This is a genomic window from Candidatus Polarisedimenticolia bacterium (assembly GCA_035764505.1).
Taxonomy (GTDB): domain Bacteria; phylum Acidobacteriota; class Polarisedimenticolia; order Gp22-AA2; family AA152; genus AA152.
Map to the genome: position 1 here is coordinate 1 of DASTZC010000214.1, position 24220 is coordinate 24220.

The following is a 24220-nucleotide window of genomic DNA, read 5'->3' on the forward strand; positions in this document are numbered from 1 at the left end:
CCAGCCCGGCGGCGTCATCGAGCAGATCCTGACGCAGCTGCGCAGCCGGCAGATCGCCGTCGAGCAGATGGAGACCTACTCCCGCCAGCAGACCGCGGCGGGCAAGGAGCGCGAGCTGCGCGAGGCCGAGGCGCGGGCGCGCCAGCAGCAGCTCCTCACCGAGTCGGAAATCAGCATCCAGGTTCAGGCCAACCAGGGCAAGGCCGACCTGGCCCGGGCGCAGCAGCAGGCGGCCCAGATCCAGACCCTCGCCGGCGCGGAGGGCGAGAAGATCCGCCTGCTGGGAGAGGGCGAGGCCAAGAAGATCCGGGTGCTGGCGGAGGCCGACGCCGAGCGCGCCGCCCGCGTCGGGGTCGCCCAGGCCCTGGCGATCGACGAGCAGGTGCAGGCCTATGGCGGGCCGCAGTTCCAGCTCGCTCAGCAGGTGATGGTGCGCTTCGCCGAGGCGATCGAGAAGTCGCAGGTCGACGTGGTGCCGAAGGTGGTCATGGGAGGAGGCAAGAATGGCGGCGGGTCGCTGGTGGAGAACCTGCTCGGAGTGCTGCTGACCGAGAAGCTCTCGGCCATGGCGGCGAGCGGCGCGACCAACGGCGCGCACGATCCGGCGGCGGAGAAGATCCGGACCGATCTCCGCAAGAAGCTGGATCCCGACACGCGGTCGTAGCCTTCAGTCCCGGTCGCGGCCGGATCCCTCGGCGCCAAGGTCGGGATCGCAGGCCTCGCGCCGCTCGGGCTGGTCCCGATCCTCCTGGAGCGGCAGCGGCTCGTCGGCGCGGGCATCTCCGCGGCGATCCCGGCTCCTGCGAGGCTCGGGATCGCCCTCCGCGAGCGGCGCGCGGCCGCCCGGGAAGCGTGCGGTGCCGGTGCTCATGGCCTATCCAAAGGCCGGCACAGGCGCCGCCATCAGCAGGCTCAGGAAGGTGTAGGCGAGGAGCGCGTACCGGATGATCGGGCTGCACCGCGGCGCCTCAATCAGGACCTCGATCCCTGTCCAGTTTGTCAGCATCGTCGTTACCCCCTGACAGTCTGAAAGGCAAGGCCCGTGCCTGTCATGCAGGACCGGGATGGCCTCGCTCGACGGCTTCAAAATACGGAGCCACGGGGCTTTGGCCGGTTTCGGGATCAGGATCGGGTGTCCTGATTCCGGCGCCCGCCAGGCCATGGACCTGTTTTGACAGGAGGGGAAGAAGAATTGTCGGCGTCGGCCCCATGACGTCCGGCCGGAGTTCGTGATCGAGGGCTTCAGGGCCGTGGAGGTTCGCTCGCCGGAGGGACTGGGGCTTTCGAGATCGGCCGTCAGAATTTGATTTGCAGCGAAGTGCGGAAGGTGGTATCGAGAGGCTCTTTGCGGAGAACGTCCTCGCCTACCGTGATCTCGCTGCCACCGGTTTCGACAGTCTCGAAGAACTCGTCGCCGTCGCCCGGAATGCCGTTCGGATCAATCAGAATGGCGCGCAGCAGGAGGTCGACCTCCTCCAGAGCCGGCTCGCTCGCGTAGGTGAGCTGCAGGCTGACCCTCAGCGCCAGGTGCTCGGACAAGGCGACCGACACTCCCTGCAGGAGGTCGACGAAGTAGTCGGAGGTATCCGCCAGGCTCAGGTTCGAGGTGAGGTCGGCATCGTAGACGGTGGAGGCGCCCCAGGTGTCCTTGAAGTCGACCACGAACCGGGCGCCGAGGAACTCCTCCTCCTTCTCCGGATCGAAGACTTCTTCTTTGCGGTCGGTATAGCTCAGGCCGTAGGAGGTCCGGAACTCCAGGTCCTTGCGATCGCGCCAGACGTGGCCCATTCCTGCGAAGACGATGGTGCGGCTCAGAATCCCGGCATCGTCGTTGCGATCCCAGCTGGCGCCGGCGTTCCAGGTGGCCTTCTTCGGGAGGTTCCCTTCGTATCGCCCCTCGGCGAAGAAGCGGCTTACGTCCGGCTCCGCGTCGGGCCGCACCGCCTTCTTGGTGAATCCGGTGGGGGTCTCCCCTGGCTCGAAGGTCAGCCCCGGCTCGATCAGGTAATAGGGATCATCGCTCGTGTCCGACCGCAGCGCGTCGACGCGCAGCCGGGAGCGCCCTTTGGCGGTCTTGTACTCAAGGGTGTCCTTGAGACCGAGGGTCTGGATATCGGAGTTCCCGCGGGTCACGACGAGCGAGAAGTCGGTGGTGTTGGCCCAGGTGCCGCGCGCCGGCCGGGTCTGTTCCTCCTGTGCGCCGACCGTGTCAAGAGGAAGGAGAGAAAGCAGGGCAAAGGCGATCCATATCGCGAATACCAGTCTTCGCAGGCGCACGCCGGGCCTCCAAAGAGGTCGGGGTCCGCGCATCCTACCGCGATCGGGCCGGGGCCGCACGCCTTCGGCGCCTCATAGCTTCCAGGAGATTCCCAGATAGGCGTTGCGACCCGGCGCCGGCGTGTAGAACTGATCGAAGGCGAAGCTGGAGAAATTGAACGCGTAAATGCCGCGCGTGCTGTACTCGCTGTCGAGCAGGTTGTCGATCTGCGCGAAGACGCTCCAGTTATCCCAGCCATAGCTGACGCGGGCATTGAGCAAGTTGTAAGGGTCGAGCTCGGGGGCGACATTCGCCAGGTCGGAGGTGAGAACCTGGCTGCCGACATAGATGTCCTGCAATCCGACGCTCCAGGAGGAGCGAATCGGAATCGTGACGCCCGCGGAGAGCTTGAGACGCGGGATCTGCGGCAGCCGGTCTCCCGATTCCACCTGGTTGCCGATGTTGGCGTCCGCGAACTCCGAGCGGAACGTGGCGTCGGTGTAGGTTCCCGAGAGCTCCCCGATGACGCCGCGGCCCAAAGGCGAGCGCAGCGTGACCACCGCCCCGCGCCGCCGCGTGCGCGGCAGGTTGAGGTTGGAGCCGGTGAACGAGGAAGGATCGGTCATGACGAAGAAGATCTCGTCCCGCACGTCGATCCAGAAGCCATTGACCGCCAGCGAAGCGCCGTGCTCGAAGCGGTGGTCCCAGCCGGCTTCGTAGTCGTCCGACACCACCGGCTGGAGGTCGGGGTTGGAGAAGAAGATCGGGAAGGCGAACAGCTCGATGACGGTGGGGGCGCGGAAGCCGCGCGAGTAGCCGGCGTAGAAGGCGTCGTTCCGGGAAGGGTTGAAATTCATGCCCAGCTTGGGAGACAGCTGCGAGAAGTCGCGCTCGCCGCCCGTGGCGCGCTGCGTGAACACCGGCGTGAAGGTGGGCGGGGGGAAATCGTAGAAGGCCTGGCTGCCGTCGCTTTCCAGGCGAACCTCGTCGAGGCGGATGCCGGCGGTCGCCGACCAGCGGGCGTTGAAAGACCAGGTGTCCTGCAGGAAGACGCCGACCAGGCGGCGGGTGGAGTCGGCCTGCGACACGGAGTGGGAGGTGTCCGACGAGGGCAGCGGCGTCCCCTCGGCGTCGGTCCGCGCCTGGTCGGTGTCGAACCCGTCGCGGGAGATCTCGAATCCGGCGATCATCTGGTTGCGCGATTCGCCCCTCTGCATCTCGTGCGCCCCCTGCGCCGTCCAGGCGATCTGACTCCGGTCCACCGAGGCGTTCGAGCCCAGTCCGCTGCGCCCGCCGACGAAGGCCTCGTCGTCGGCGTCGCGATACGACAGCCGCGAGGTGAGCGAGAAGCCGTTGTCGAGGCGCAGAGAGTAGTGCACGCTGGGCATCAGCAGATCGGTGGCGCTGAAGTCGTGCTCGTTGAACGGATTCTGCGTGCGGTCCTGCTCCAGCTCGGCGGCGGTCAGAGCACCAGGCTGGTTGAGATGGTTGCTCCCGGCCGTCAGGTCGACTCCCAGCGACTGTCGGTCGTCGAGCTTGTAGTCGGCGCCTCCCTGGAACCAGGAGATGCGCACGTCGGAATTGTCCCGGAACCCCTCCGACTGGCGGCGCTCGAAGCCGCCGTAATAGCCGAGCTTTCCCTGCACCCCGCCCGAGGAGAGCCGGTAGTCCTGCGTCCCGAAGCTGCCCCCGGAGATCGCCGCCGCGAGCGGCGAGGCGTCGGCGCCGTCGCGCGTGACGATGTTGATCGCCCCGCCGAGGCCTCCCTCGCCGAACAGGGCCGACGAGCTGCCGCGGATCACCTCGATGCGCTCGACCTCCGACAGGGGAACCAGCACGAAGCTGGCGAAGTCGGTATCGGGCTCGTTGAACCGCACGCCGTCCACCATGACCAGCGCCGAGGTGGCGAGAGAGCCGGTGTTGAAGCCGCGCAGGTCGGCGGTCGCCTGCACGCCGTTGCCCACCTCGTCGAACACCACGAAATCGCTGTGCATGGCGAGGAAGTCCTGCACCGTGGCCGCACCCGAGGCGAGGATCTGCTCACGCGTGAAGATGGTCACGTGCGCCGGGATCCTGGCGGGCTCTTCCGGCTTGTCGGAGAGGCGTCCCGCCACGCGCACCCGCTCCACCAGAGGCTTGGCCGGCTTCTCCTTCTTTTCTTGCGCGGCTTGCGAGTCGGCGCCTTCGGCGGCCGGTGCGGAGGCGCCGTCCTCCGGGGGTGCGGGTTCCTGCGCGAGCGATGCCGGGACGATCAGCAGGGCGAAGATCCATGCGGCCGCAAGCGGCGCGCGGCGGCGTGAAGTCACGGGGCACCTCCTGGTTCGGAATCGAGATAGGGAATGACGACGGGGGAGCCGGTGCGCGGATCTCGGGCGATCTCCGCGCCGGTCCCGTAGGCCGATCGGATCCAGCTCGGGGTCAGCACTTCTTCGGGGGTTCCTTCGACCAGGATGCGGCCGGAATGCAGGAGGACGATCTTCCTGCAGGCGCGCGCCACCAGGCCCGGGTCGTGGGAGATCGTCAGGATCGTCACGCCTCGCTCGCGGTTGAGACGGGAGAGGGTGTCGTAGGTTTTCAGCCGATGCTTCAGGTCGAGATAGGTCGTCGGCTCATCGAGAAGGAGCACTCGGGGCTCCTGTGCCAGGGCCCGGGCGATGAGGACCCGCTGCCGCTCGCCGCTGCTCAGCAAGTTCAGCGGCCGGTCGGCGGATGGGCCCATCTCGACTTCCTCCAGACACCGCCGCGCCAGATCCTCGTCGGCCGCGCGTTCCATCCCGAGAATCCCGAGCCGTGAGAAGCGGGCCATCAGGACGATCTCCAGGCAGGTGAAGGGAAACAGCACGCGCGCTTCTTGCGGTACCACGGCGATGGCCTGCGCGCGCTCCCTGTCCGGCACCGTGGCGAGAGAGCGGCCGAACAGGTGCACGCTGCCCGATTCGGGACGCAGCGTTCCCGAGAGAAGCTTCAGCAGCGTCGTCTTGCCGGCGCCGTTGGGGCCGAGGATCCCGGTGAAGCTTCCCTCCGGCAGGCTCATCGAGAACTGCTCGATCAAGGGACTCCGCCCGTCGTACCCGAAGCGCAGGTCGCGTGCGGCAAGCGCCTCAGTCAATGGCCACCTCCCCGCGATGCCGGCGATACAGGAGGATGAAGATCGGGCCTCCCACCAGGACGGTGAGGACTCCCACCGGCACTTCCGTCGGCGCCAGCAGGGTGCGCGACACGGCATCCGCCAGGACCAATCCGGTGGCACCCAGCAGCGCCGAGGCCGGCAGCAGCAGGCGATGGTCCGGCCCGAAGAGGTAGCGGGCGGCGTGCGGGACGATGAGCCCGACGAAGCCGATCAATCCGCCGAAGGCAACCACCGACGCCGTGATCAGCGAGGCAGCGAGAATGCCGAGCAGGCGGGTCCGCTCCACGTTGCAGCCCAGGGTGCGCGCCGATTCCTCGCCCGCGCAAAGGAGGTTGAAATCGCGCGCCAGCAGCCAGAGCGCCGCGATGCCCGTGGCGACGATGCCGGCGAGGACTCCCAGGACGGAGTAGCGCTCCGGGGCCAGCGTTCCGACGAGCCAGAAGATCGCCCCGCGGATCCGCGAGAAATCGACGGCGGTTTCCAGGAACAGGATCAGCGCCAGGAAGAAGGAGTTGAAGATCCATCCGATCAGGAGCATCGGCGTGGAAGGCGAAACGCCGCGCGACCGGGACAGCGACAGGATCGCCAGCACCGTCAGGCAGGCTCCCGCGAAGGCGGCGGCCGGACGGGCCCAGGCCGGCCCCGCCACGCCCCCCAGGGAAACGAGGATGGCGCCGACGGCGGCCCCCCCCGAGATTCCGAGGATGTAGGGATCGGCCAGGGGATTGCGCAGCACCGCCTGGAAGGCGGTCCCGGCGCAGGCCAGCGCGGCGCCGGTGAGCGCGGCGAGCAGGATGCGCGCCAGGCGCACCTGGATAAGGATCGTTTCCACCTCGGGCGGGACGCTTGCGCCGGCGAGGGCGCGCAGCAGGGTAGGGAGAGGAACGCTGGCCGATCCGATCGACAGCGCGACCGCGGCGCCGGCGAGCAGGGCGGTGCCCAGCAGGGCGAGGACCACGACGATGCGGCGGCGCGTGAGACGAGGCGGCGACACGTTTGCCTTCTCCTGGGTGCGACGCACCCGTGGGGGAAGGCTCAGTCGGCGGAGCGCTGGTGCAGGTTGGAAGAGAGGGGGTCGGTGGTGATCCTACCCCTCCCTACGAGGGGGGATCCCGTCGTCCCATAGGCAGGTCTCCTGGCTCGCGAATCATCCTCGGCCCGTCCCCTTCCCAGGTTTCCCCAGTGGGATGCCGACGGGCTTCGTCCTCGCTCACAGTGGCGGGGCCGCAGCGGATTTGCACCGCTTTCCCTAGTTTTTCCTGCTCTTCCTTTCGCCTATGAGCTTTCCAAATCCGGCGGGCAATCTACCACACCCGCGCGCGGCGCTGTCAAGAGAGGCAGGAGGGCTAGGGGACCAGCGGCGGCCAGGAGTCGGTGAAGGGAGCCTTGGCGCCCGCCGCCGCGGCCGCTTGCGATCCGCGCGCGTCGGGCAGGGAAGACAAGGCGGTGTAGATGGAGACCGCCTCGGTGCGCTTGCCCTGCAGGTCGTAGACCCGTGCGGTCCAGAGCTGCGACCAGATCCTCGCGGGGTCGTCTTGCGGGATTTGCATGCGCGATACCTTGTCCCAGGCCAAAAGCGCCCCGCTCCAGTCTCCCCGCTCCTTCAGGAGGCGCCCCTTCAGGAACCAGGCCCGTGGGTTGTCGGGATCGTCGCCCAGCGCCTGATCGATCTGCTCGTCGGCGCGCAGCAGCTTCCCCTCCACCATGAGGCTTTCCGCCAGATCGGAGCGGCCGGCCGGACCGATGCGCGCGATCAGCGGCAGGCGCTGCAGCGGATCGAGGGCCATCGAGGCGAGCGGCGCCTTCAGGGGAATGACGATCTCCCCCGAGGTGCGATCGGCGGGAAAGATGGCGCGGACCTTCGTGCCGCTCAGATCGGTCGCCACCACCTCGACCGGCATGGCGGCCGAACCGGTCTTGTAGACGTCGGCGCGCGCTTCGTACCCCTCTCCGGCCTTGGCGCCGCGCACCCGGCTCATGTAGTAGTCCAGATGGTCCTTGGTCCGCAGCCACTGATCGAAGAAGCCGTCCAGCCGGGCCGTACTCGCCGCCTGCGCCGCCTTCTGAAAATCGCGATCGGTCACGAACCCCTGCCGGGTCGTCTTCAGAATGCCGCGCGCGACTTCCTGCAGCTTTTCCTCGCCCAGGATGCCTCCCAGCATGTGCATCACCGCGCCGGCTTTGGCCTGCGCGATGGCGCGGTCCATGCCCGTTTCTCCTTTCGACCGGTCGGCCCGGGCGCGCATGAGCGTCGTGTCGACGCCGCGCAGGACTCCGGCGAGGTAGGTGTCGTTGATGCCGGATCGCAGGTACTGGGTGTGCAGATCGGTCTGGTTCTTCTTGGCCAGATAGTTCTGCTGGCACCAGATCGACATGCCGTCGGAGACAAAAGGAGTGGCATCCGATGGATCCCCGACGCTCCAGCCCCAGATCAGGCGCGCCGCCTGCAGCGCGACGGCGTCGCGCAGCGCCGCCTCGCCCGCGGGCGCATAGATCACCTGGCTGGAGGATTCCCCTTTCACCTGGAACGGCGCGGCGGGAAGGACGGTGACCTGGGCCGGCGGAAAGGCGCCGAGAAAACCCTGGTAGAAAGTGATTGCCTCGGTCGTCTCGGCGAGCGCCTGCCGCGACCAGGCGTCTTTTCCCTCCGGTGCGACGACGAGGACGGGAATCGTGCCGGCGCTGCCGCGCAGCGGCTTCAGCTTTTCACCGGCGGCAAGCGCGAAGTTGCGCGTCGATTTGGCGGTCAGGGTCGTCCGGCCGCCGCCCTTGCCCGGCGCCGCGGCGCCGCTGCCGGCGACGGTCCAGCCGGGCGGCGCGCCGACGTTCACCGTGACGTCCTTGAGGTCGTCCGATCCCAAAGAGCCGGCCCGGTAGGCACGGAACTTCGGAAACCAGCTCGAGGCGCCGCGATCGTTGAGATCGAGATAACCCGGCGCCATGTCGGCGGTGTCGATCGGGCGCTCGTACTCCACGGTGAAGACCGTCTTGAAGCCGGGGCCCAGGGGTGAGGGTAGGCGGACGGCGTAAGCCTGCTCCTCCGGCTTCCATTCCGGGGCCGCGCGTCCTCCTTTCGAGTCGACGAGCGAAAGAATCTTCCAGCGCTCGGCGGCCGCGGCTCCGGCGGCCGCGGGCAGCGCGGGAGCCTCCAGGAAGACGGTGTCGAGCGGTGCTTCGGTCTCGTTGCGATAGGTGACTTTCTCGGTGCCGTGCAGCGTTCCCTTGGCGGGATCGATCACCAGATCGATCTGATAGTCGTTGGCGGCGAGCAGCGGCGCGGCGCCGGCGAGAAGCGCCACAACGGCCGTGGTGATGCGTCGAAGCCGGGCATGGGTCATGGGCCTCCTCCGGATGAAATGGGAGTCTGCCGGTCCGCCGGGTCTGCCGGGCATGCACGCGATGCTACCAGAGGGATCCGGAGGCATCAACGGATTCGCGGCAGGTTGACGCCCCGCGGCCCCCTTCCTAGAATCTGGCCACCCGATGATCTCAGCCTCGTTTCCGTTCGATGCGCAGTTCCTCGGCCGGGCGGTCGAAGCGCCCCGCCTCGCCCGCGGCGCCTGGGCGGACCTCTTCCTCGAGCGGGCGCGCAGCCTGCGCGCCACCTGGGACCACCAGGGCGGCACCCGCATCAGCTCGGGAATGCGCGAAGGCTTCTGCCTGCGCGTCGTGGACGGGGGCTCCCAAAAGCTCGACGCTCGCGAGGGTCTGTCCCATGAAGCAATCCTGGATGCCTGCGGCCGGAAGAGCGGCAGCCTTCCTTCCGAAGCGCCGGCGTCTTCCGGCGAGGCGGACGGACTCGATGAGGCGGGCCTCGCTTCCTTCCTGGAGGCGATGCGCGAGCGGCTCTTGTCGCTCGGACTGGACGAGACGCAGCTCTCCGTCAGTCTGGAGATTGGCTTGCGCCAAACCTGCGTCTGCCTTCCCGGGGGCTCTCTCCGGCAGAGCGGCAGCTCGCGATCGATCGTCAGCTGCCGGATCGGCGACGCAGGGGAAGGCCTGTCCGCCGGCTTGGGAGCGTCGAGCTTCGCGAAACTGGTCGAATCGCAGCCCGCCGCGCGCCTGGGCCGCGAGCTGGAGGAGCGGGTGGCCGGCCGGCGCGAGGCGCGGGAAGCTCCCGAGGGGGAGTTCCCGGTTCTCCTGGCGGCGGGAACTGGCGGCGTCTTCTTCCACGAGGCCTGCGGGCATTCGCTGGAAGCGGACCTGGTGCTGCGCGGCGCTTCACCGTTTCGGGCGCTCCTCGGAGAGCGGGTGGCCGCGCCGTTCGTCTCGGCCATGGACGATGCCACCCAGCCGGGGCTGGAAGGGAGCTACGATTTCGATGACGAAGGCTCGCCGGCGCGCGGCATCGTTCTGATCGCGCGCGGAGTATTGAAAGCTTTCCTGGCGGATCGGATCCATGGAGCGATCCTGGGCGGGGGCAGCACGGGAAGCGGACGCCGCGAATCGTACCGCGACTCGCCGCTGCCGCGGATGTCGAACGCCTTCCTGATGGCTGGGGATGAGGATCCCGAGGCAATCCTCCGGGAGACGCCGCACGGCATCCTGGTGAGCCGGCTCGAGGGAGGAAGAATGGATCCCGCCACCGGGGATTTCCGGTTCCGCGCCTCCTCGGGGCGGCTGATCGAATCGGGCCATCTGACGGCGCCGCTGCGCCCCTTCACGCTCGCGGGGAACGGCCTCGTGGCGCTGCGGGCCGTGGCGCGTGTCGGCTCGGATCTCTCGTTCGGAGACGGGACCGGCTCGTGCGGCAAGGACGGCCAGCAGCTGCCGGTGGCGGCGGGATTGCCCACGATCCTGATTAGCTCCCTCGCCGTGCGTCCGGGTTAACGGCCGCCGGGCATCAACGGCGACAGCGCGATGCTGTCGGCCCCGGCTTGCGGCGTTGCGTCCTGCTTGCGTAGCCACGAGGGTAGGCGGCGCTTCGTGGATGGGAGAGGCCCATGGGCCGCGGCGTCTGGCAATCCTGTCGGCTCGGGCGGCCGCGGCGCTGGCCGCTCAGCGGGCCGGCGGCACCGAGAAATCCCTCTCCCATTCCCGCGCCGCGTCCGCCAGCTCCTTGAACCGCTTCTCTTCCGTCCAACCCAGGTAAGCTGCCATGATGCGCGAGGCCCCCTCCGCGATTGCCTTGCCCTGCGGGGAGCGCATGCGCGCCTCCATCATCAGGGGATGCAGCCGCCGGAAGAGGAGATCCGCCAGGCGCACCGCTCCTTCGTGCTCCACGGCATGGATCACCTCGGCCGGAGTCGCCGGGCAGCCGGCGGCGAAAGGGGTGCCGAGCGCCGCCGATTCCTCGATGCGGCCCAGGATCCGTGCGGCGCGGCCGCCGTAGGTGGCGCGCAGGTGCCGCACCACCTCGGGAGTGGTGTGGGGTGTGAACTCGGCGTCTTCCTCGGCCAGCTTCTGCTCCGATCCCGGAAACAGCTTCCAGGTCGTGATACAGGGATCGCTGCGCCGGCCTGTCCTGGAGAAGAAGACGCCGCTGGCCAGGTCGACGGTCGCCTGCGCCATGCGCCGGCACGAGGTGAGCTTGCCGCCCACCACCGTCACGACGCCGGGAGCTTCCTGCACGATGCGGAAATCGCGCGACAGCGATCCGGTCGGCGTGTCGGGACGCTCCACCAGGGGCCGGATGCCGGCCCAGGTGCATAGCACCTTGTCGCGCGTGAGAGACGGGGCTTCGAAGATCTCGGCGGCCACACCGAGGATGTAGTCGACCTCCGAGGCGGCGGCCTTCACCGGCTCGAGGGGGCCGGTGTGGTCCACCTCCGTGGTCCCGAGATAGGTGAAATCGCCCGCCGGGACTGCGAAGAGAAGACGTCCATCGGAGCGCGACGGCATCACCACGACGCGCGCCACCGGCAGGACCTCTCGAGCCACGACGAGGTGCGATCCCCGGCTGGCGCGCAGGCGGCTGGCCGAGTCACCGCCGCGGCGCCCGTGCTCCTCCTCGCCATGGAGAAGACCGCCCGCCCACGGTCCCGTGGCGTTGATCACGACCGCGGCCCGCGCTCCCAGGGAAGCTTCGCCGAGGCGATCCCTGAGGACCAGGACGGTGGCCTCCGACTCGGAAGGAATGATGCGCTCCACTTCCACATGCAGTACCACCGTCGCCCCCGCCTCGACGGCGGCGAGCCCGGTCTCGACGACCAGGCGGGCATCATCGGCCGCGCCGTCGCGGTAGACCACCGCTCCCTTGAGGTCGCGGCCGCGCAGCGTCGGCTCCAATAGCAGCGCGCCCGAGGGGCTCAGCGTGCGGGTCCCCCCGAGACGGCTGCGGCCGGCGAGAAGGTCGTACATGCCGATGCCGAGCCGGAGCTTCCAACGCTCCATCCCCGACGCGTAGGCTGGAAAGAGGAACTCCCGCGAGTGAACCAGGTGCGATGCCACCTCCATCAACGTGGCGCGCTCGCGCAGTCCCTCGCGGACGAAGCCGAACTCCAGCGTCTTCAGGTAGCGCAGCCCGCCGTGGATGAAGCGGGTGGAGCGCGACGAGGTGCCGGCCGCCAGGTCGCCGCGCTCGACCAGGGCGACATCCAGCCCGCGCAGCGCCGCGTCGCGCGCGATCGACGCGCCGGTGGCGCCGCCTCCTACCACCAGAAGGTCGAAGACGCGCGAGCTGATCGCCTGCAGGTGCTGGTCGCGACTCCAGGAGAGGCTCGGCTTGCGGGCTTCCGACACGGTCCTGCCCGGGAAGGTCATGCGCGGCGATCATCTCCTCGAAGGGCCCGGTCATGAGCGCAACACCTGCTCCCGACGGGCGAAGTGCATGATATCCTCCCGCGCCGGAGGCGCGCAGGATGATTCAGAAGGAAGCCGGGCGCGAATCGAAGCTGTCCGCGTTTCTCGCCGGCGAGCCGCGGGATCTGGAGTGGGCCGAGGCGCTGGTCGAGCAGGCGCTCCTGGCGGGCGCGCGCGAGGCCGAGGTCTATTTGAAGACGAGCTCCTCCACCGGCATTCTCCTGCAGCACGGCTTCGCCACACTCTCCGGAGGCAGCGAGCGGGGGGCTGCCTTGCGGGTGTTCGACGACGTGGGAAGATTCGGCCACGCCTTCGCCTCGTGGCGCAACGACGAGACGGCCGGACGCCTGACGCGCGCCGCCGTTGCCGCCTTGAAGCAGCAGGAGGACTCGCGCGGCGGATGGTCCCCGGCGCCGCGGCCCGAGCAGGCCTTTGCCCGGGTGCCGGGAGTCGTCGACGAGGCGGTCCTGGCACGCGAGCCGGAGCAGAAGCGCCGGTCCCTGGAGCGCGTCCTCGAGACTTCCTTCCGCGCCGCCGCACCGCGGCCCATGGCCTCTTTCCGCGACGGCATCACTCGAGTCGCCGTGGCCAACAGCCGCGGAGTGAAGGCCTGCTTCACCCGGACCCTGGCGATGGCGACCCTGACGATTGCCCAGCCGGGAGGATGGACCCTGCAGGCGGAGCGGGTCGGATGCGGCATGCGCGAGGCCGATCTGCGGGAAGAGGCTCAGCGGCTCTCCGGCCTCGCCGAGGCGCGCGAGGAGGAAGTGGCATGCGGCGACCTGCTCCTCGAGCCGCCGGCGGCGGCGTCGCTGATCCGCTGGCTGGAGCGCGAGCTGCCGCGCGCCGAAACCGAGGATCAGCCGGGCGGGGGATTCCGGCGCGTCGCTTCCGAGGCAGTGGATTTGATCGACGATCCTCTCCTCCCCGAAGGGGTCGCTTCCGCCCCGTTCGACGGCGAAGGGCATGCCACGCGGCCACGCGTGGCCGTCAAGTCGGGCATCCTGATGAGCGAGAGCGCGGCGGAGGCCGGAACGGCCGCGGGCCGCATGGTGCGCCCTTCGTACCGCGATCTGCCGCGTCCCGGCAGCACGAACCTGGTCCTGCGGCCGGGGGAGCGGGATCAAAGCGCGCTGCTGGCGGAAATCGAGGAAGGCTTCCTGCTCGCCGCGCTGGAGACCGATGCGAGTGTTGATCAGCCGGAGCAGGAAGCGCGCTGGCGCGGCGTCGGCTGGAGAGTCCGCCACGGCGAGACAGGCGGCGAGGTCCGGCGCCTCCTGTTTCGCGCCTCCCCGCGGGCGCTGCTGGAGGGAATCCAGGAAGCCGGCAACCGGCTGCGCTTCTCCCTGCTCCGCTCCACGGCGCTCGGCGCGCCGGCCCTCCTCATACGCCCGGGGCGTTGAGCACATACGTCTCGAACAGCGGAAACAGGCTGTGGCAGCGGGCGTCGCGCAGCATCGCCTGCCGCACCATGCGCAGCGTTCGCGGGATGTAATCCGCGAATCCCCGGTTGCCCGCGTGGCTCACCTGGTACCCGAAGGTCCCCAGGTCTTTGATGTTGCGCTGCAGCGCCTGGCGCTCCAGCTCGGCACGAAACTCCTCGGGCGCCAGGTCCGGGCGGCGCGACAGGAAGTAGCGGATCCCCTCCTCCCGGAAATCCTCCTCGAGATCCAGCGACGAGTCGCGCAGCAGGGAAGCGAGGTCGTAGCTGGCCGGCCCCATGCGCGCGTCCTGGTAGTCGATCACGCGCAATCCGGCGGGGGTGAGCATCAGATTGCGCGACTGGTAATCGCGATGGCACAAGACGCGGGTCACGCCGTCGAGGGAGGCGGCGAGCCAGCCGAAGAAGCTGCGAAATGCGGCTTCCTCGGCGGGGGCGGGTCGAGCCTGCCGGTACCCCAGAACGAAGTGACGATAGAAGTGCTCCAGCTCCCAGAGGAATTTCTCTCCGTCGAGGGCAGTGCGGGCGGCGGGCGAATCGGGCGGCAGCTCGCGGGTGCCGCGTTCCTGCAGGAGAACGATGAAATTGATCGCGTCGTGATAGAGAGCTCGCCGATCGAGCGAGGGATCGTCCTCCAGAGCTTTCTGCAGCGTCAGGTCTCCGAGATCCTCCATCAGGATCGCCCCTTCCTCGGGCAGGGCCAGCTCGATCTTCGCCACCGGCACCCCGATCATCTCAAGGTGCCGGTAGCTCTCCGCCAAAGGCGATCCATCCCAGACAATCGCCTCGGGATAGAGCATCAGAATCCTGGCGGGACCCGCGGGGGGGCGAAGCCGGAAGAAGCGGCGGGTGGAAGCATCTCCTTTGAGGGCTTCGATCGTCGTGCCGGGAGGGAAGTGCTCCCGCAGAATCTTCTCGACCGCCGGCTGCGCCATCAAAACGAGGCGACCAGGAGACCTTCCAGGCTTTCGAGTCCCTTGGTCTCTCCCTGATAGGCGGAGCGGTCCATCACAATTCTCCGGGAGAGCCGGACCCCCTTCGGGACGCGCGCCTTTTCGGCGAGGATGCACTCGTCGAGCACCGCGTCGGCGCCGATCTCGGCATCGTCCCAGGCGACGACCCGGCGCAGCCTGGAACCCCGGCCCAGCTGGACCCTGTCGCCGAGGATGACCTGGGAGGTGCCGCTTCCTGCCTCCATGACCACTCGCTCGCCTGCCAGCAGTCCGGGCTCGATCCGACCCGAAAGTGACTTGATAGGGGTGGCACTGTACACCCCTTCACGAATGCGAAGCTTTTGAAGACATGGAAGATCGCCGCGATCGAGGAGATCGAGCGAGCCATCGAGGTAACGCTGCGGGGTGCCCAGCTCGCGCCAGAATCCTTCATGGAGGTATCCCGCGATCAGCTCCCCACGCTCGATCAGCTTCGGATAGACCTCGCGATTGATCTCGCTTTTCACGCGCGGCGGAATCTCGTCGAAAACCGCCGGCTCGATCAGGTGAATTCCGGTGAAGTGGTAGCGAGGCTGCCCCGATTCAGGGCCCGGCCGCCCAGCAATCCGGACGATTCGGCCCGAGGGATCCATCTCGACGGCGCCATACTCGGTTCCCTCGCGGTAGGGGGCAAGGATCAGGGTTGCCAGGGCTCCGCTGCGGCGATGCTGGTCCAGCGCGATGGGTATCGGGCAGTCGGTGACGAAGTCGGAGTTCACCATGACCAGCGTTCCATTTCGCAAGATCGGCTCGAAATTCTTCAGCCCTCCCCCCGTGCCCAGGATCTCCCGCTCTTCCAGGAAGCTCACCCGCAACCCGAGGGCCTGGATGCTCGGAGTCAGCTGTCGAATCGTTTCGGGCCGATAGTGAAGGTTGATTCCGACTTCCGATACGTCACAACGGGCAAGGTGCTCGAGCAGGTGGAGGATGGAGGGTCGGTTCATGAGGGGGAGAACCGGTTTGGCGCGATTCCAGGTGAGGGGCTTCATCCTCTCCCCGAAGCCGGCGGCAAGCACCATAGCTTTCATGTCTCCTCCTGCATTAAATGGGACTCGCAAGGTCGGCGGGACGACATTCTCCAAAAGGCCTGACAACCCGGCTCGATTCTGATAAAGGCTTCAGAAAATACCCATAGGCAGCTATGGTCTGCTACTTCTGGCAATATTGAATCGCATATGTCTCGTTGCAAGTCGATTTTCGCGAAGGTATCTCTTGTGGAGGTCGAAGTAAGTTGCGGTTATAAATTGTTTTGGCTCGAAGCCGAGGCGGGTAGCCATGCGTCGAATGGCTGTAGGAGACCCTTCAACTTCTGCGTAGACACCTATAGGGGTCTCATCGAGCGTGATCAGGGTGCGGCCCATCCTGAAGACGGTTCGATATTTCTCATAACGATAAGTCGTCTCGAGGCCCACGGCCCTGAGGATCTCTCGGAGGGCGTCCGGATTGGCGAGGCTGATTTCTATCTCGCGGCGTGATTTGAAGCCGTTTCGAACGGTCTTGGGACCTTTGAAGGCCAGGTAGCCCGCTCCTTCCGCCCTGCGCAGGCGAACCAGGGAGCGTGCTTTCCGGATCCGGCCGTCCTTGAAATCGAGTATTTCGTTTTCCTCGAAATGGCGCCGCTGGACGAGGGTTGCTCCGAGGGCACGGAGACGCTTTTTAAGGTGTGTCGGCCGGGTCACGTGAACCTTGATCTCGGTTTCCCAATGATCCAAGGCGACTCCTTCAGCAGTCTTATATCACAGGAAAAACGGTGTCCTGCGCCGGGAATGCCGGCTTTCCCTCGCCTCCTGGCGCGGAAATGATAAGCTGCGCCGCCATGAAGCGGAGAAAAAGGCCTGTCCCCGCCGCCGAGCGCGCGCGCGGCATCGTCGCCGAGTTACAGCACCTCTACCCGGAGGCGGAGTGCGCCCTGCGCCACGGGAGTCCTCTCCAGCTTCTCATCGCCACCATTCTTTCCGCGCAGTGCACCGACGCGCGCGTCAACATGGTCACTCCCGAGCTGTTCCGGCGCTGGAAAGACGCCGCGGCCTTCGCACGCGCCGATTTGAGGCAGCTCGAATCGGCCATACGCTCCACCGGCTTCTTCCGCATGAAAGCCAGGAACATCAAGGCCTGCTGCCAGGCAATCCTGGAGCGGCACGGTGGGAAGGTCCCGAACAGCCTGGAGGAGCTGGTGAAGCTTCCCGGAGTGGGCAGGAAGACGGCCAATGTCGTCCTGGGCAATGCTTTCGGCATTCCGGGAATCACCGTGGACACGCACGTCGGCAGGCTGGCCCGCCGCCTCGAGCTGACTCGCCACGAAGACCCCGTCAAGGTCGAATTCGACCTGATGGCGCTGCTACCGCAGGATCGCTGGTCGGTCGCCTCCCTGCAGCTGATCCTGCACGGCAGGAAGATTTGCCATGCGCGCGCGCCGCGCTGTGAAGACTGCGGGCTTCGGCGGCTGTGTCCCTATCCCGAACGGGCCTTTCGTCCGCTCCCTCCGAAGCCCGAATCACGCCGCCGGAGCGCCGGCGCGATTTGATCCTCCAGCCCGCCTGGCGCCTTGACCGCCGGTCCGGCGGATCCCATCTTCCTCCTCATGAGAACGGGTCCGGATTCGTTGGCGCCGGCGGAAGGGGTGCACTGGGTCAAGCTGGGGGGCGGTCTGGTCCTGCTCATCGGGAGCCTCTTTCTCGCGGCGCGCCCCCAGCCCTGGATCTTCCTCGACTGGGTGAACCTCGCCTTCCACGAAGCAGGCCACATCTTCCTGCTCCCCTTCGGAGAGACGTTGCATTTCCTGGGTGGGACCCTCCTCCAGCTGGCGATTCCGGTTGGCGCGGGAGCGCACCTGCTCTTGCGCAAGGAGAGCCCGTTCGGCGCGGCGCTTTGCGGCTGGTGGTTCGGGGAGAACTTCCTGGGAATTTCGGTCTACATGGCCGATGCGCGGGAGCTAAAGCTCCCCCTGGTGGGCGGAGGGGAGAACGACTGGAACCACCTTTTCTATCAGTGGGGACTTCTGGGCGAGGACGCGGTGCGGCGGATTGCCGGAACGACTCACGCCGCCGGCGTGGTGCTCATGCTGGCGGCCTGCGCGGCGGTGCTCCTGCTGGCCTTGCCAGCCACGACACGCCGATCGCTGGCCGGAATTCTTTCTTCCCGCACGGCTCCGGGCACCGCCGCAGGCTGAAAAGAAGTAAGGGTGTCATGAAGCTTCTGCCGGCTTGAGTCCCATCGCTTTGTGGATGTTGTCCACCAGGACGGGAACCGGCTTGCTGATCTCGGAAGGGTCGTTCACCCGCTCGGCTTTCCCTTTGTCGTTGATGCGGTACTCGCCGAAATGGTACCCGGCGGTAGTGTACTTGTCGGGGAACTTCCTCGGGTTCATGAGGAACACGACGTAGCTCTTGCCGGCCTGGTACTGCGTCAGGTCCCCTTCCAGGTCGGACTTGTAGGCGATCTTGATCTTGCCGGCGCCCGCCTTTCCCTTGAGCGTCTCCTCGACCTGCAGAACGGCGTAGCTGCTCTCCCAGTAGGTGTAGCGCTTCGTTTTCGGCTGCTTCCCGGAAGGGCCGGCATGGGAAATCCCGCCCACCTCCAGCACCTTGCCTCGCACGATGAGGTCCGATTTCTGCACCAGCTCCTTGAATTCGGGTTTCACCACCTTGCCGGCCCCGTAGCCGATGGCGCCCCGGGGAGCCTGCTCCGGGGCCGGGAAGATCGGGACCGCCATCAAGGCGGCCGCCAGAATGACCAGGATTCCCCGGCGCGGCCTCATTCGTCCCGTCCCCGGATCGATCGCGGATCGAGCACGGAGCGGTTCCTCCCGGCCTCCTTGGCGCGGTAGAGCGCCCGGTCGGCCTCGCGGATCAGGTCCTCGTGGCCGGCAATCCCCGGGTTCACCGGGAAGGTGGCGATTCCCTGGCTCGAGGTGACGCTCACCATCTCGTCCCCAAAGACGAAGATCTTCGACTCCATCGCCAGGCGGATGCGCTCCGCCAGCTTGAAGGCCGGCGGTCCCGCCGTGGCCGGCAGGAGCACGACGAACTCGTCGCCGCCGTAGCGCGCCACCAGGTCGGTGTCGCGCGTGCTGCGCGCCAGGATGGCCCCGAACTCGCGCAGCACCTCGTCGCCGCTCACGTGGCCGTGGCGATCGTTCACCGCCTTGTACTGGTCCAGGTCCAGCATCATCAGCGACAGGTACTGCCGGTAGCGCCGGGCGCGGCGGAACTCCTCCTGCAGCCGCTGGTGGAAGGCCCGGTAGTTCAGCAGCGCCGTCTTCTCGTCGTGCACCAGCAGCTGCTGCAGGCGGGAGTTCGCCGCCTTCAGCTCCTGGTTGGCCTGCTCCAGCTGCAGGTAGACGTCCCGCTTCTTGAGCATGGTGCGGATGCGGGAGCGCACTTCCTGGAAGTTGGTCGGATCCGAGATGAGATCATCGGCTTCCTGCTCCAGCAGCTCGGCGGGGCCGGGAATCCCGTTGCCGTTCGTCAGCATGATGATCGGAATCATCCCCAGGTGGCTGTCCTGCTTCAGCTCGCGCGCCACGGCGTCGCCCGAGAGCGTCGGCAGGGCGCGGTCCAGGAGGATGAGGTCGGGGGTCTCTCGGCGGGCCAGCTCGAGCGCCTCGCGGCCGTCGGCCGCGGTGCTGACCACGAAGCTGTCGCGCCGCAGAAGGTCGCTGAGGCGGCGCACGTTCTCCGGCTCGTCGTCCACCACGAGGATTCGGTAGAGGTTTTGCAGGGTCCGCTCCACCCCTTGTTGACGATGGCCTGCCCTCGCGGCGAGCGCCCGCGAGACGTTGGCGCTCATTCTATGCGCCCGTCATCCTCCACGCAAGACGTTGATTGGCTGTCTACCCCTAATCCATCTGCTTGCGCAGGAAGGTCGGGATGTCGAGCTCATCCTGCAGCGAGGCGTAGGCGGGCTGGGCCACCGTCTCCTCGGCCGGAACGAAGGAGGCCGCCTGCTCACGCTGCTGCTTGCGCAGGAAGGCCGGCGTGTCGGAGATGCGGTGCTCGAACCCTCCGCGGTCGCGATCGCGCGCCGGGAACGCTTCGCGCCCGCGGCTGACCGGCATCGCCGCCGTGTCCTTGAAGCCGGTGGCGATGACCGTCACCTTCATCTCGTCGGCCATGTTGGGGTCGATGACCGTCCCGAAGATGATGTTGGCCTCCGGGTCGGCCGTCTTCTGCACCAGCGTCGAGGCCTCGGAGACCTCGTGCAGCGTCATATCGGGGCCGCCGGTGATGTTGATCAGGATCCCCTTGGCACCGTCGATGGCGGCGTCCTCCAGCAGCGGCGAGGAGATTGCCTTCTGGGAGGCTTCCATGGCGCGGTTCTCGCCGCGCGCGATGCCGGTGCCCATCAGCGCCATCCCCATGCCCGACATGATCGTCTTCACATCGGCGAAGTCGAGGTTGATCTCGCCGGGGATGGTGATCAGGTCGGAGATCCCCTGCACCGCCTGGCGCAGGATGTCGTCGGCGTACTGGAAGGCGGCCGAGAGGGCCATCTTCTTGTCGACCGTCGCCAGCAGCTTCTCGTTGGGAATGGCGATCACGGTGTCGACGCAGTCCTGCAGCTCGCGCAGCCCCAGCTCGGCCTGCTCGCGGCGCTTCTTCCCTTCGAACGCGAACGGCTTGGTCACCACCGCCACCACGAGGGCTCCCAGCTCCTGGGCGAGGTTCGCGATGATCGGGGTCGCGCCGGTTCCGGTGCCGCCGCCGAGGCCCGCCGTGATGAAAACCATGTCGGCGCCGCTGAGCAGCTCCAGGATCTTCTCGGAGTCTTCCAGGGCGGCGTTGCGCCCCACGTCGGGGTTGGCGCCGGCGCCCAGCCCCTTGGTCAGCTTGGAGCCGATCTGCAGCCGCAGCGACGCCCGGGCGCTGCGCAGCGCCTGGCAGTCGGTGTTGGCGGCGATGAACTCCACCCCCTGCAGTCCGTTGGCGATCATCCGGTTGACGGCGTTGCCGCCGCCCCCGCCGACGCCCACGACCTTGATGTTGGCCCCCACGTCCTTGGCCTCCGCAAAGGCCAGCGTGGGCTTCTTGTCCTCGGTCTCGTCCATGTGAATCATCGACTCTCCCCCTGATCGGTTGGCCTCCCGGGACTCGATGCCCGGCAGGCGGCTCTGGACTGGCCTCTTGGGAAGGCCGCTTCTTCTCATCAGAACAGCTCCTGGATCCAGGTCTTCATGCGTCCGCCCATGCGGGCGAAAAAGAAGGGATTGGTGGGCGGCTGCACCTCCACGCGCCGCGTGCGGTGGCGCAGGCCGTACAGCACCAGCCCGACCGGCGTGCTGAACAGCGGGCTGTTCACGCCGTCGGTGAGCCCCGCCACGTTCGACGGGGCCGCCCGGCGCACGGGCATGTCCAGCACGTCCTCGGCGATCTCGGGGATCCCTTCCATGATCGAGCCTCCCCCGGTCAGGACGGCGCCGGCGTTGATCGACTTGTCGAAGCCCGCGCGGACGATCTCCTCGTTGATCAGCGTGAAGATCTCCTCCGCCCGCGGCTGGATGATCTCGCAGAGGATCTGCCGCGACAGGACCCTGGACTTCCGGCCGCCCACGCTCGGGACCTCGATGGTGTCCTCCTCGCTCACCAGTCCCGGGACCGCGCAGCCATATTTCTTCTTGATCCGCTCCGCCTCAGGGACGGGAGTCCGCAGCCCCACGGCGATGTCGTTGGTGAAGTGGTCCCCGCCCGTCGGCAAGATGCTGATGTGCCGGATCGCCCCGCGCTCCAGGAGGGCCAGGTCGGTGGTCCCGCCTCCGATGTCGACCAGCGCCACCCCCATGTCCTTCTCGTCCGGCGTGATGGTGGCCTCGGAGGCGGCCAGCTGCTCCAGCACCGTGTCCTCCACCTCGATGCCGGCCCGGTTCACGCAGTTCACGATGTTCTGCACCGCCGAAATCGAGCCGGTGACGATGTAGACGTTGGCCTCCAGCCGGGTGCCGGTCATCCCCACCGGGTCCCCGATGCCGTCCTGGTCGTCGACGATGAACTCCTGCGGCAGCACGTGGAAGATCTCGCGGTCGGGCGGAATCGACACCGCCTTGGCGGCGTTGAGCACGCGCGCCACGTCGGCCCGCGCCACCTCGTGGTTCTTCGAGGCGATGGTCACGACGCCGCGGCTGTTGAAGCCCCGCACGTGTCCGCCGGCGATGCCGACGAACGACTTCTCGATCGCCACGCCCGCCATCAGCTCCGCCTCCTCGACCGCCGACTTGATCGAGTCGACCGTGGCGTCCAGGTTGATGACGACGCCTTTGCGCAGGCCCTTGGAGGGGCAGGTGCCGAACCCGACGATATCCAGACCCCCATGCTCGTTCGGCTCGGCCACGGTGACGCTCACCTTGGTCGTGCCGATGTCCAGACCGACGATGTGCCTGCTACTTCGACCCATGCTGGGTGCTCCTCTGTGCCGCGGGCAGGACGGTGATGCGATCCTTCCACCTGAGGTCCACGTATTCCATCGCTCCATAATTGGCCGCGAGGTAGTTCCTCACGGCGAGATAGTTGTCCAGGTTCAGCACGAAAGCGTCCGGGCTGACGCGCAGCGGCGCCGAGCCGTCGTTGAGCCGCACCTCGAGGAAATCGTCCCGTCCCACATCCACCTGCGAGACCTGGTCCGCGAGCTCCGGGCGGGCCCGGTACAGGGAGTTCACGAAGGCCGCGCCCAGCGCGATCTTGTGCTTCAGGGTCTCGCGCCCGGCGCGATCCAGCCCCGTGAGGATGGGGAAGTCGTAATCGGCGTAGCGCGGCCCGAAGCGATCCAGCAGGACCCCTTCTCCGTCGGCCAGGTAGAGAGTGCTGCCGATGCGCACCAGCACCTCGGGCACGCGCTCCTCGACCTGGATGAGAAGCGCGTCGGGGATGCGCCGCTTCACGGTGGCCACCTTGATCCAGCTCTGCGATTCCATCTGCCCCTGCAGCCCCTGCAGGTCGGCCGCGAAGATGTTCTCGCCGATGGCCCGTTGCGTCACCGACTGCAGCTGCGCCTTCGGGGCCGAGGGAGAGCCGGAGATCAGGACGCGGCGCACCGCGAAGCGCTGCGAGTGGGTGAGGTAGTGGTAGGCCCCCCAGCCCGCCAGGCCGACCACCGCCAGCGAGCCGAGGTGGACCCCCGCCCAGGTCGCGCCGCGCAGCAGCGACTGGTTGCGGCGCCGCTTGCGCACCTGCTCGTTGCGCGACAGGCGCAGGAAGCGCTCCTCGGGCGAGGGGACGATGACGTTCTTCACGACCAGACCACCACTTCCATCTCCAGCTCGATGCCGGCCGTCTTGAGCACAGTCTGGCGGATCAGGTCGGCGAGCCCCATCACGTCCGCGAAAGTGGCGCCGCCGGTGTTGACGATGAAGTTCCCGTGGATCTCCGAGATCCGGGCGCCGCCTCGCTGCGTTCCCTTGAGGCCCGCGTCCTGGATCAAGCGTCCGGCGTGCGAGCCGGGAGGGTTCTTCCAGACACACCCGGAGCTGCGCACTCCCTGCGGCTGAGTGCGCCGCCGGTGCTCGCGGATCGGCCGCAGGATCTGCTCGATCTCCTCCGGCGCGCGCCGCGCCAGCTGCAGCACCGCCTCCACCACGGCGCGCTCCCCGATGAAGGGGGCGCTGCGGTAGGCGAAATCGGCGGCGCCCACCGTCCGGCGCTCCACCCGCCCGTGGCGATCCAGCAGCGTCACCTCGCGCACGCTGCTCTGCATCGAATCCTTGAAAGCCCCGGCATTCATCCGGATCGACCCCCCGAGGCTGCCGGGAATCCCTTCCGCCCACTCCAGGCCGGAAAGCCCGAGCCGGGTCAGGCGGTTCACCAGGACGGGGAGGCGGGCGCCGGCTCCGACCCGGATGCGCTCCTCGTCTTCGACCATCGCCTCGTCGGGAAGATCGGCGAGGCTCACCACCACGCCCCGGTAGCCGGAATCAGCCACCATTAAGTTGGATCCGGCGCCCAGGAAGGCCACCGGGATCCCCTCGCCGGTGAGCCCCTCCAGCGCCTGGGCGAGCTGCGGGATCTCGCCGGCACGCAGCAGGTAGTCGGCCGGGCCGCCCACTCCTACCGAGGTCGCGCGGGCGAGAGGGAAGTCCTTCTCGAACTCGACGCCGGAAGCCGCCAGGATCTCCTCGGCCTTCTCCGCCCATCCGCCGCTCAATCTCGTCTCTCCATGAAGTTCGCTGCGCCGGCGCGCGATGCCTCGCCCACTCACGCCGCCGGGCCTTTCTGCTTGAGAAACTCTTCCCCGGCGCGCCACACCGATCCGGCACCCATCGTGATCACCAGGTCCCCGGGCCGCACGCGCTCGCTCAGGAAGGCCGGAACATCCTTGAGGCTCTTCACCAGGGTCACATCGCCGTGGCCGGCGCCGCGGATCGCCTGCGCCAGCGAATCGGCGTCCACGCCGGGCACCGGCGCCTCACCGGCGGGGTAGATATCGGTCACCGCCAGCACGTCGGCATCGCCGAAGCAGCGCGCGAACTCCTCGCGCAGCGCCGCGACGCGCGAGAAGCGGTGCGGCTGGAACACCACCACGAGGCGGCGCTCCCAGCCGCGCCGCGCCGCCGCGAGCGTCGCGCGAATCTCGGCCGGGTGGTGGCCGTAGTCGTCCACCACCAGCACGTCCCCGACGTTGCCCTTCAGCTGGAAGCGCCGGTCGGCACCGCGGAACTGCGCCAGATGGGAGGC

General features: G+C 67.8%; 23 protein-coding genes and 1 riboswitch. Of the genes, 5 read left to right on the plus strand and 18 right to left on the minus strand.

What is annotated here, in order from left to right; translation table 11 throughout:
* Positions 1 to 664 (plus strand): flotillin family protein (locus VFW45_14005; GenBank protein ID HEU5181898.1); only part of this gene is annotated, 664 nt, incomplete at its 5' end.
* A gap of 3 nt (positions 665 to 667) precedes the next feature.
* On the opposite strand, the gene VFW45_14010 is transcribed toward VFW45_14005, so the two are convergent.
* The 7 genes from VFW45_14010 to VFW45_14040 all read right to left on the minus strand — a co-directional run bounded on the left by VFW45_14010 (position 668) and on the right by VFW45_14040 (position 8725).
* Complete coding sequence (locus tag VFW45_14010) at positions 668 to 871, minus strand: hypothetical protein (protein HEU5181899.1); 204 nt, start codon at positions 869 to 871, stop codon at positions 668 to 670.
* 3 nt (positions 872 to 874) lie between these two features.
* Positions 875 to 1006 (minus strand): hypothetical protein, encoded by a 132-nt coding sequence (locus VFW45_14015; protein HEU5181900.1) that lies wholly within the window; start codon positions 1004 to 1006, stop codon positions 875 to 877.
* Between the two features lie 290 nt (positions 1007 to 1296).
* Entirely contained in the window at positions 1297 to 2277 is a 981-nt protein-coding gene (locus VFW45_14020; GenBank protein HEU5181901.1) for a DUF481 domain-containing protein, read from the minus strand.
* 72 nt (positions 2278 to 2349) lie between these two features.
* Positions 2350 to 4563, minus strand: coding sequence for a TonB-dependent receptor (locus VFW45_14025; GenBank protein ID HEU5181902.1), 2214 nt, complete (start codon positions 4561 to 4563; stop codon positions 2350 to 2352).
* The gene (locus VFW45_14030; protein ID HEU5181903.1) at positions 4560 to 5366 is read right to left on the minus strand and encodes an ABC transporter ATP-binding protein; all 807 of its coding nucleotides are present in this window, start codon (positions 5364 to 5366) and stop codon (positions 4560 to 4562) included. The genes VFW45_14025 and VFW45_14030 overlap by 4 nt, the downstream gene beginning before the upstream one ends.
* Positions 5359 to 6381 (minus strand): iron ABC transporter permease, encoded by a 1023-nt coding sequence (locus VFW45_14035; protein HEU5181904.1) that lies wholly within the window; start codon positions 6379 to 6381, stop codon positions 5359 to 5361. The genes VFW45_14030 and VFW45_14035 overlap by 8 nt, the downstream gene beginning before the upstream one ends.
* Positions 6382 to 6494: 113 nt before the next feature.
* Positions 6495 to 6681, minus strand: a riboswitch (cobalamin riboswitch).
* A 52-nt stretch (positions 6682 to 6733) separates the two neighbouring features.
* On the minus strand, positions 6734 to 8725 hold the full coding sequence (locus VFW45_14040; GenBank protein HEU5181905.1) for a hypothetical protein: 1992 nt from the start codon (positions 8723 to 8725) through the stop codon (positions 6734 to 6736).
* Between the two features lie 145 nt (positions 8726 to 8870).
* Here VFW45_14040 and VFW45_14045 point away from each other — a divergent pair, with 145 nt between their 5' ends.
* Positions 8871 to 10217 (plus strand): TldD/PmbA family protein, encoded by a 1347-nt coding sequence (locus tag VFW45_14045; protein HEU5181906.1) that lies wholly within the window; start codon positions 8871 to 8873, stop codon positions 10215 to 10217.
* Between the two features lie 168 nt (positions 10218 to 10385).
* Here the strand turns inward: VFW45_14045 and VFW45_14050 are convergent, their stop codons facing one another.
* The gene (locus VFW45_14050) at positions 10386 to 12089 is read right to left on the minus strand and encodes a glycerol-3-phosphate dehydrogenase/oxidase (protein ID HEU5181907.1); all 1704 of its coding nucleotides are present in this window, start codon (positions 12087 to 12089) and stop codon (positions 10386 to 10388) included.
* 98 nt (positions 12090 to 12187) lie between these two features.
* Here VFW45_14050 and VFW45_14055 point away from each other — a divergent pair, with 98 nt between their 5' ends.
* Complete coding sequence (locus VFW45_14055) at positions 12188 to 13531, plus strand: metallopeptidase TldD-related protein (protein HEU5181908.1); 1344 nt, start codon at positions 12188 to 12190, stop codon at positions 13529 to 13531.
* On the opposite strand, the gene VFW45_14060 is transcribed toward VFW45_14055, so the two are convergent.
* The 3 genes from VFW45_14060 to VFW45_14070 all read right to left on the minus strand — a co-directional run bounded on the left by VFW45_14060 (position 13512) and on the right by VFW45_14070 (position 16273).
* Positions 13512 to 14504 (minus strand): phosphotransferase, encoded by a 993-nt coding sequence (locus VFW45_14060; GenBank protein HEU5181909.1) that lies wholly within the window; start codon positions 14502 to 14504, stop codon positions 13512 to 13514. The two genes, VFW45_14055 and VFW45_14060, sit on opposite strands and share 20 nt — an antisense overlap.
* Positions 14504 to 15589: an NDP-sugar synthase gene (locus VFW45_14065; protein ID HEU5181910.1), complete on the minus strand. Its 1086-nt coding sequence runs from the start codon at positions 15587 to 15589 to the stop codon at positions 14504 to 14506. The genes VFW45_14060 and VFW45_14065 overlap by 1 nt, the downstream gene beginning before the upstream one ends.
* A gap of 111 nt (positions 15590 to 15700) precedes the next feature.
* Entirely contained in the window at positions 15701 to 16273 is a 573-nt protein-coding gene (locus VFW45_14070) for a class IV adenylate cyclase (protein HEU5181911.1), read from the minus strand.
* Positions 16274 to 16377: 104 nt separating this feature from the next.
* On the opposite strand from VFW45_14070, the gene nth reads away from it, so the two are divergent.
* Both nth and VFW45_14080 read left to right on the plus strand, forming a co-directional pair.
* On the plus strand, positions 16378 to 17085 hold the full coding sequence (gene nth / locus VFW45_14075; GenBank protein ID HEU5181912.1) for an endonuclease III: 708 nt from the start codon (positions 16378 to 16380) through the stop codon (positions 17083 to 17085).
* 57 nt (positions 17086 to 17142) lie between these two features.
* Positions 17143 to 17730 carry a hypothetical protein gene (locus VFW45_14080; GenBank protein ID HEU5181913.1) on the plus strand — a complete coding sequence of 196 codons (588 nt, stop codon included), beginning with the start codon at positions 17143 to 17145 and terminating at the stop codon, positions 17728 to 17730.
* Positions 17731 to 17745: 15 nt separating this feature from the next.
* On the opposite strand, the gene VFW45_14085 is transcribed toward VFW45_14080, so the two are convergent.
* The 7 genes from VFW45_14085 to VFW45_14115 form a co-directional block, all read right to left on the minus strand.
* Positions 17746 to 18318, minus strand: a complete 573-nt coding sequence (locus VFW45_14085) for a hypothetical protein (protein ID HEU5181914.1) — start codon at positions 18316 to 18318, stop codon at positions 17746 to 17748.
* Positions 18315 to 19349: a diguanylate cyclase gene (locus VFW45_14090; protein HEU5181915.1), complete on the minus strand. Its 1035-nt coding sequence runs from the start codon at positions 19347 to 19349 to the stop codon at positions 18315 to 18317. The genes VFW45_14085 and VFW45_14090 overlap by 4 nt, the downstream gene beginning before the upstream one ends.
* A gap of 49 nt (positions 19350 to 19398) precedes the next feature.
* Positions 19399 to 20607 (minus strand): cell division protein FtsZ, encoded by a 1209-nt coding sequence (gene ftsZ / locus VFW45_14095; GenBank protein ID HEU5181916.1) that lies wholly within the window; start codon positions 20605 to 20607, stop codon positions 19399 to 19401.
* 98 nt (positions 20608 to 20705) lie between these two features.
* Positions 20706 to 21947, minus strand: a complete 1242-nt coding sequence (gene ftsA, locus VFW45_14100; GenBank protein HEU5181917.1) for a cell division protein FtsA — start codon at positions 21945 to 21947, stop codon at positions 20706 to 20708.
* Positions 21934 to 22782 carry an FtsQ-type POTRA domain-containing protein gene (locus VFW45_14105; protein ID HEU5181918.1) on the minus strand — a complete coding sequence of 283 codons (849 nt, stop codon included), beginning with the start codon at positions 22780 to 22782 and terminating at the stop codon, positions 21934 to 21936. Before VFW45_14105 ends, ftsA begins: the two co-directional genes overlap by 14 nt.
* Positions 22779 to 23690 (minus strand): UDP-N-acetylmuramate dehydrogenase, encoded by a 912-nt coding sequence (gene murB, locus VFW45_14110; protein HEU5181919.1) that lies wholly within the window; start codon positions 23688 to 23690, stop codon positions 22779 to 22781. Before murB ends, VFW45_14105 begins: the two co-directional genes overlap by 4 nt.
* Before the next feature lie 50 nt (positions 23691 to 23740).
* The coding region (locus VFW45_14115; GenBank protein HEU5181920.1) for a cyanophycin synthetase at positions 23741 to 24220 on the minus strand (480 nt) is incomplete at its 5' end.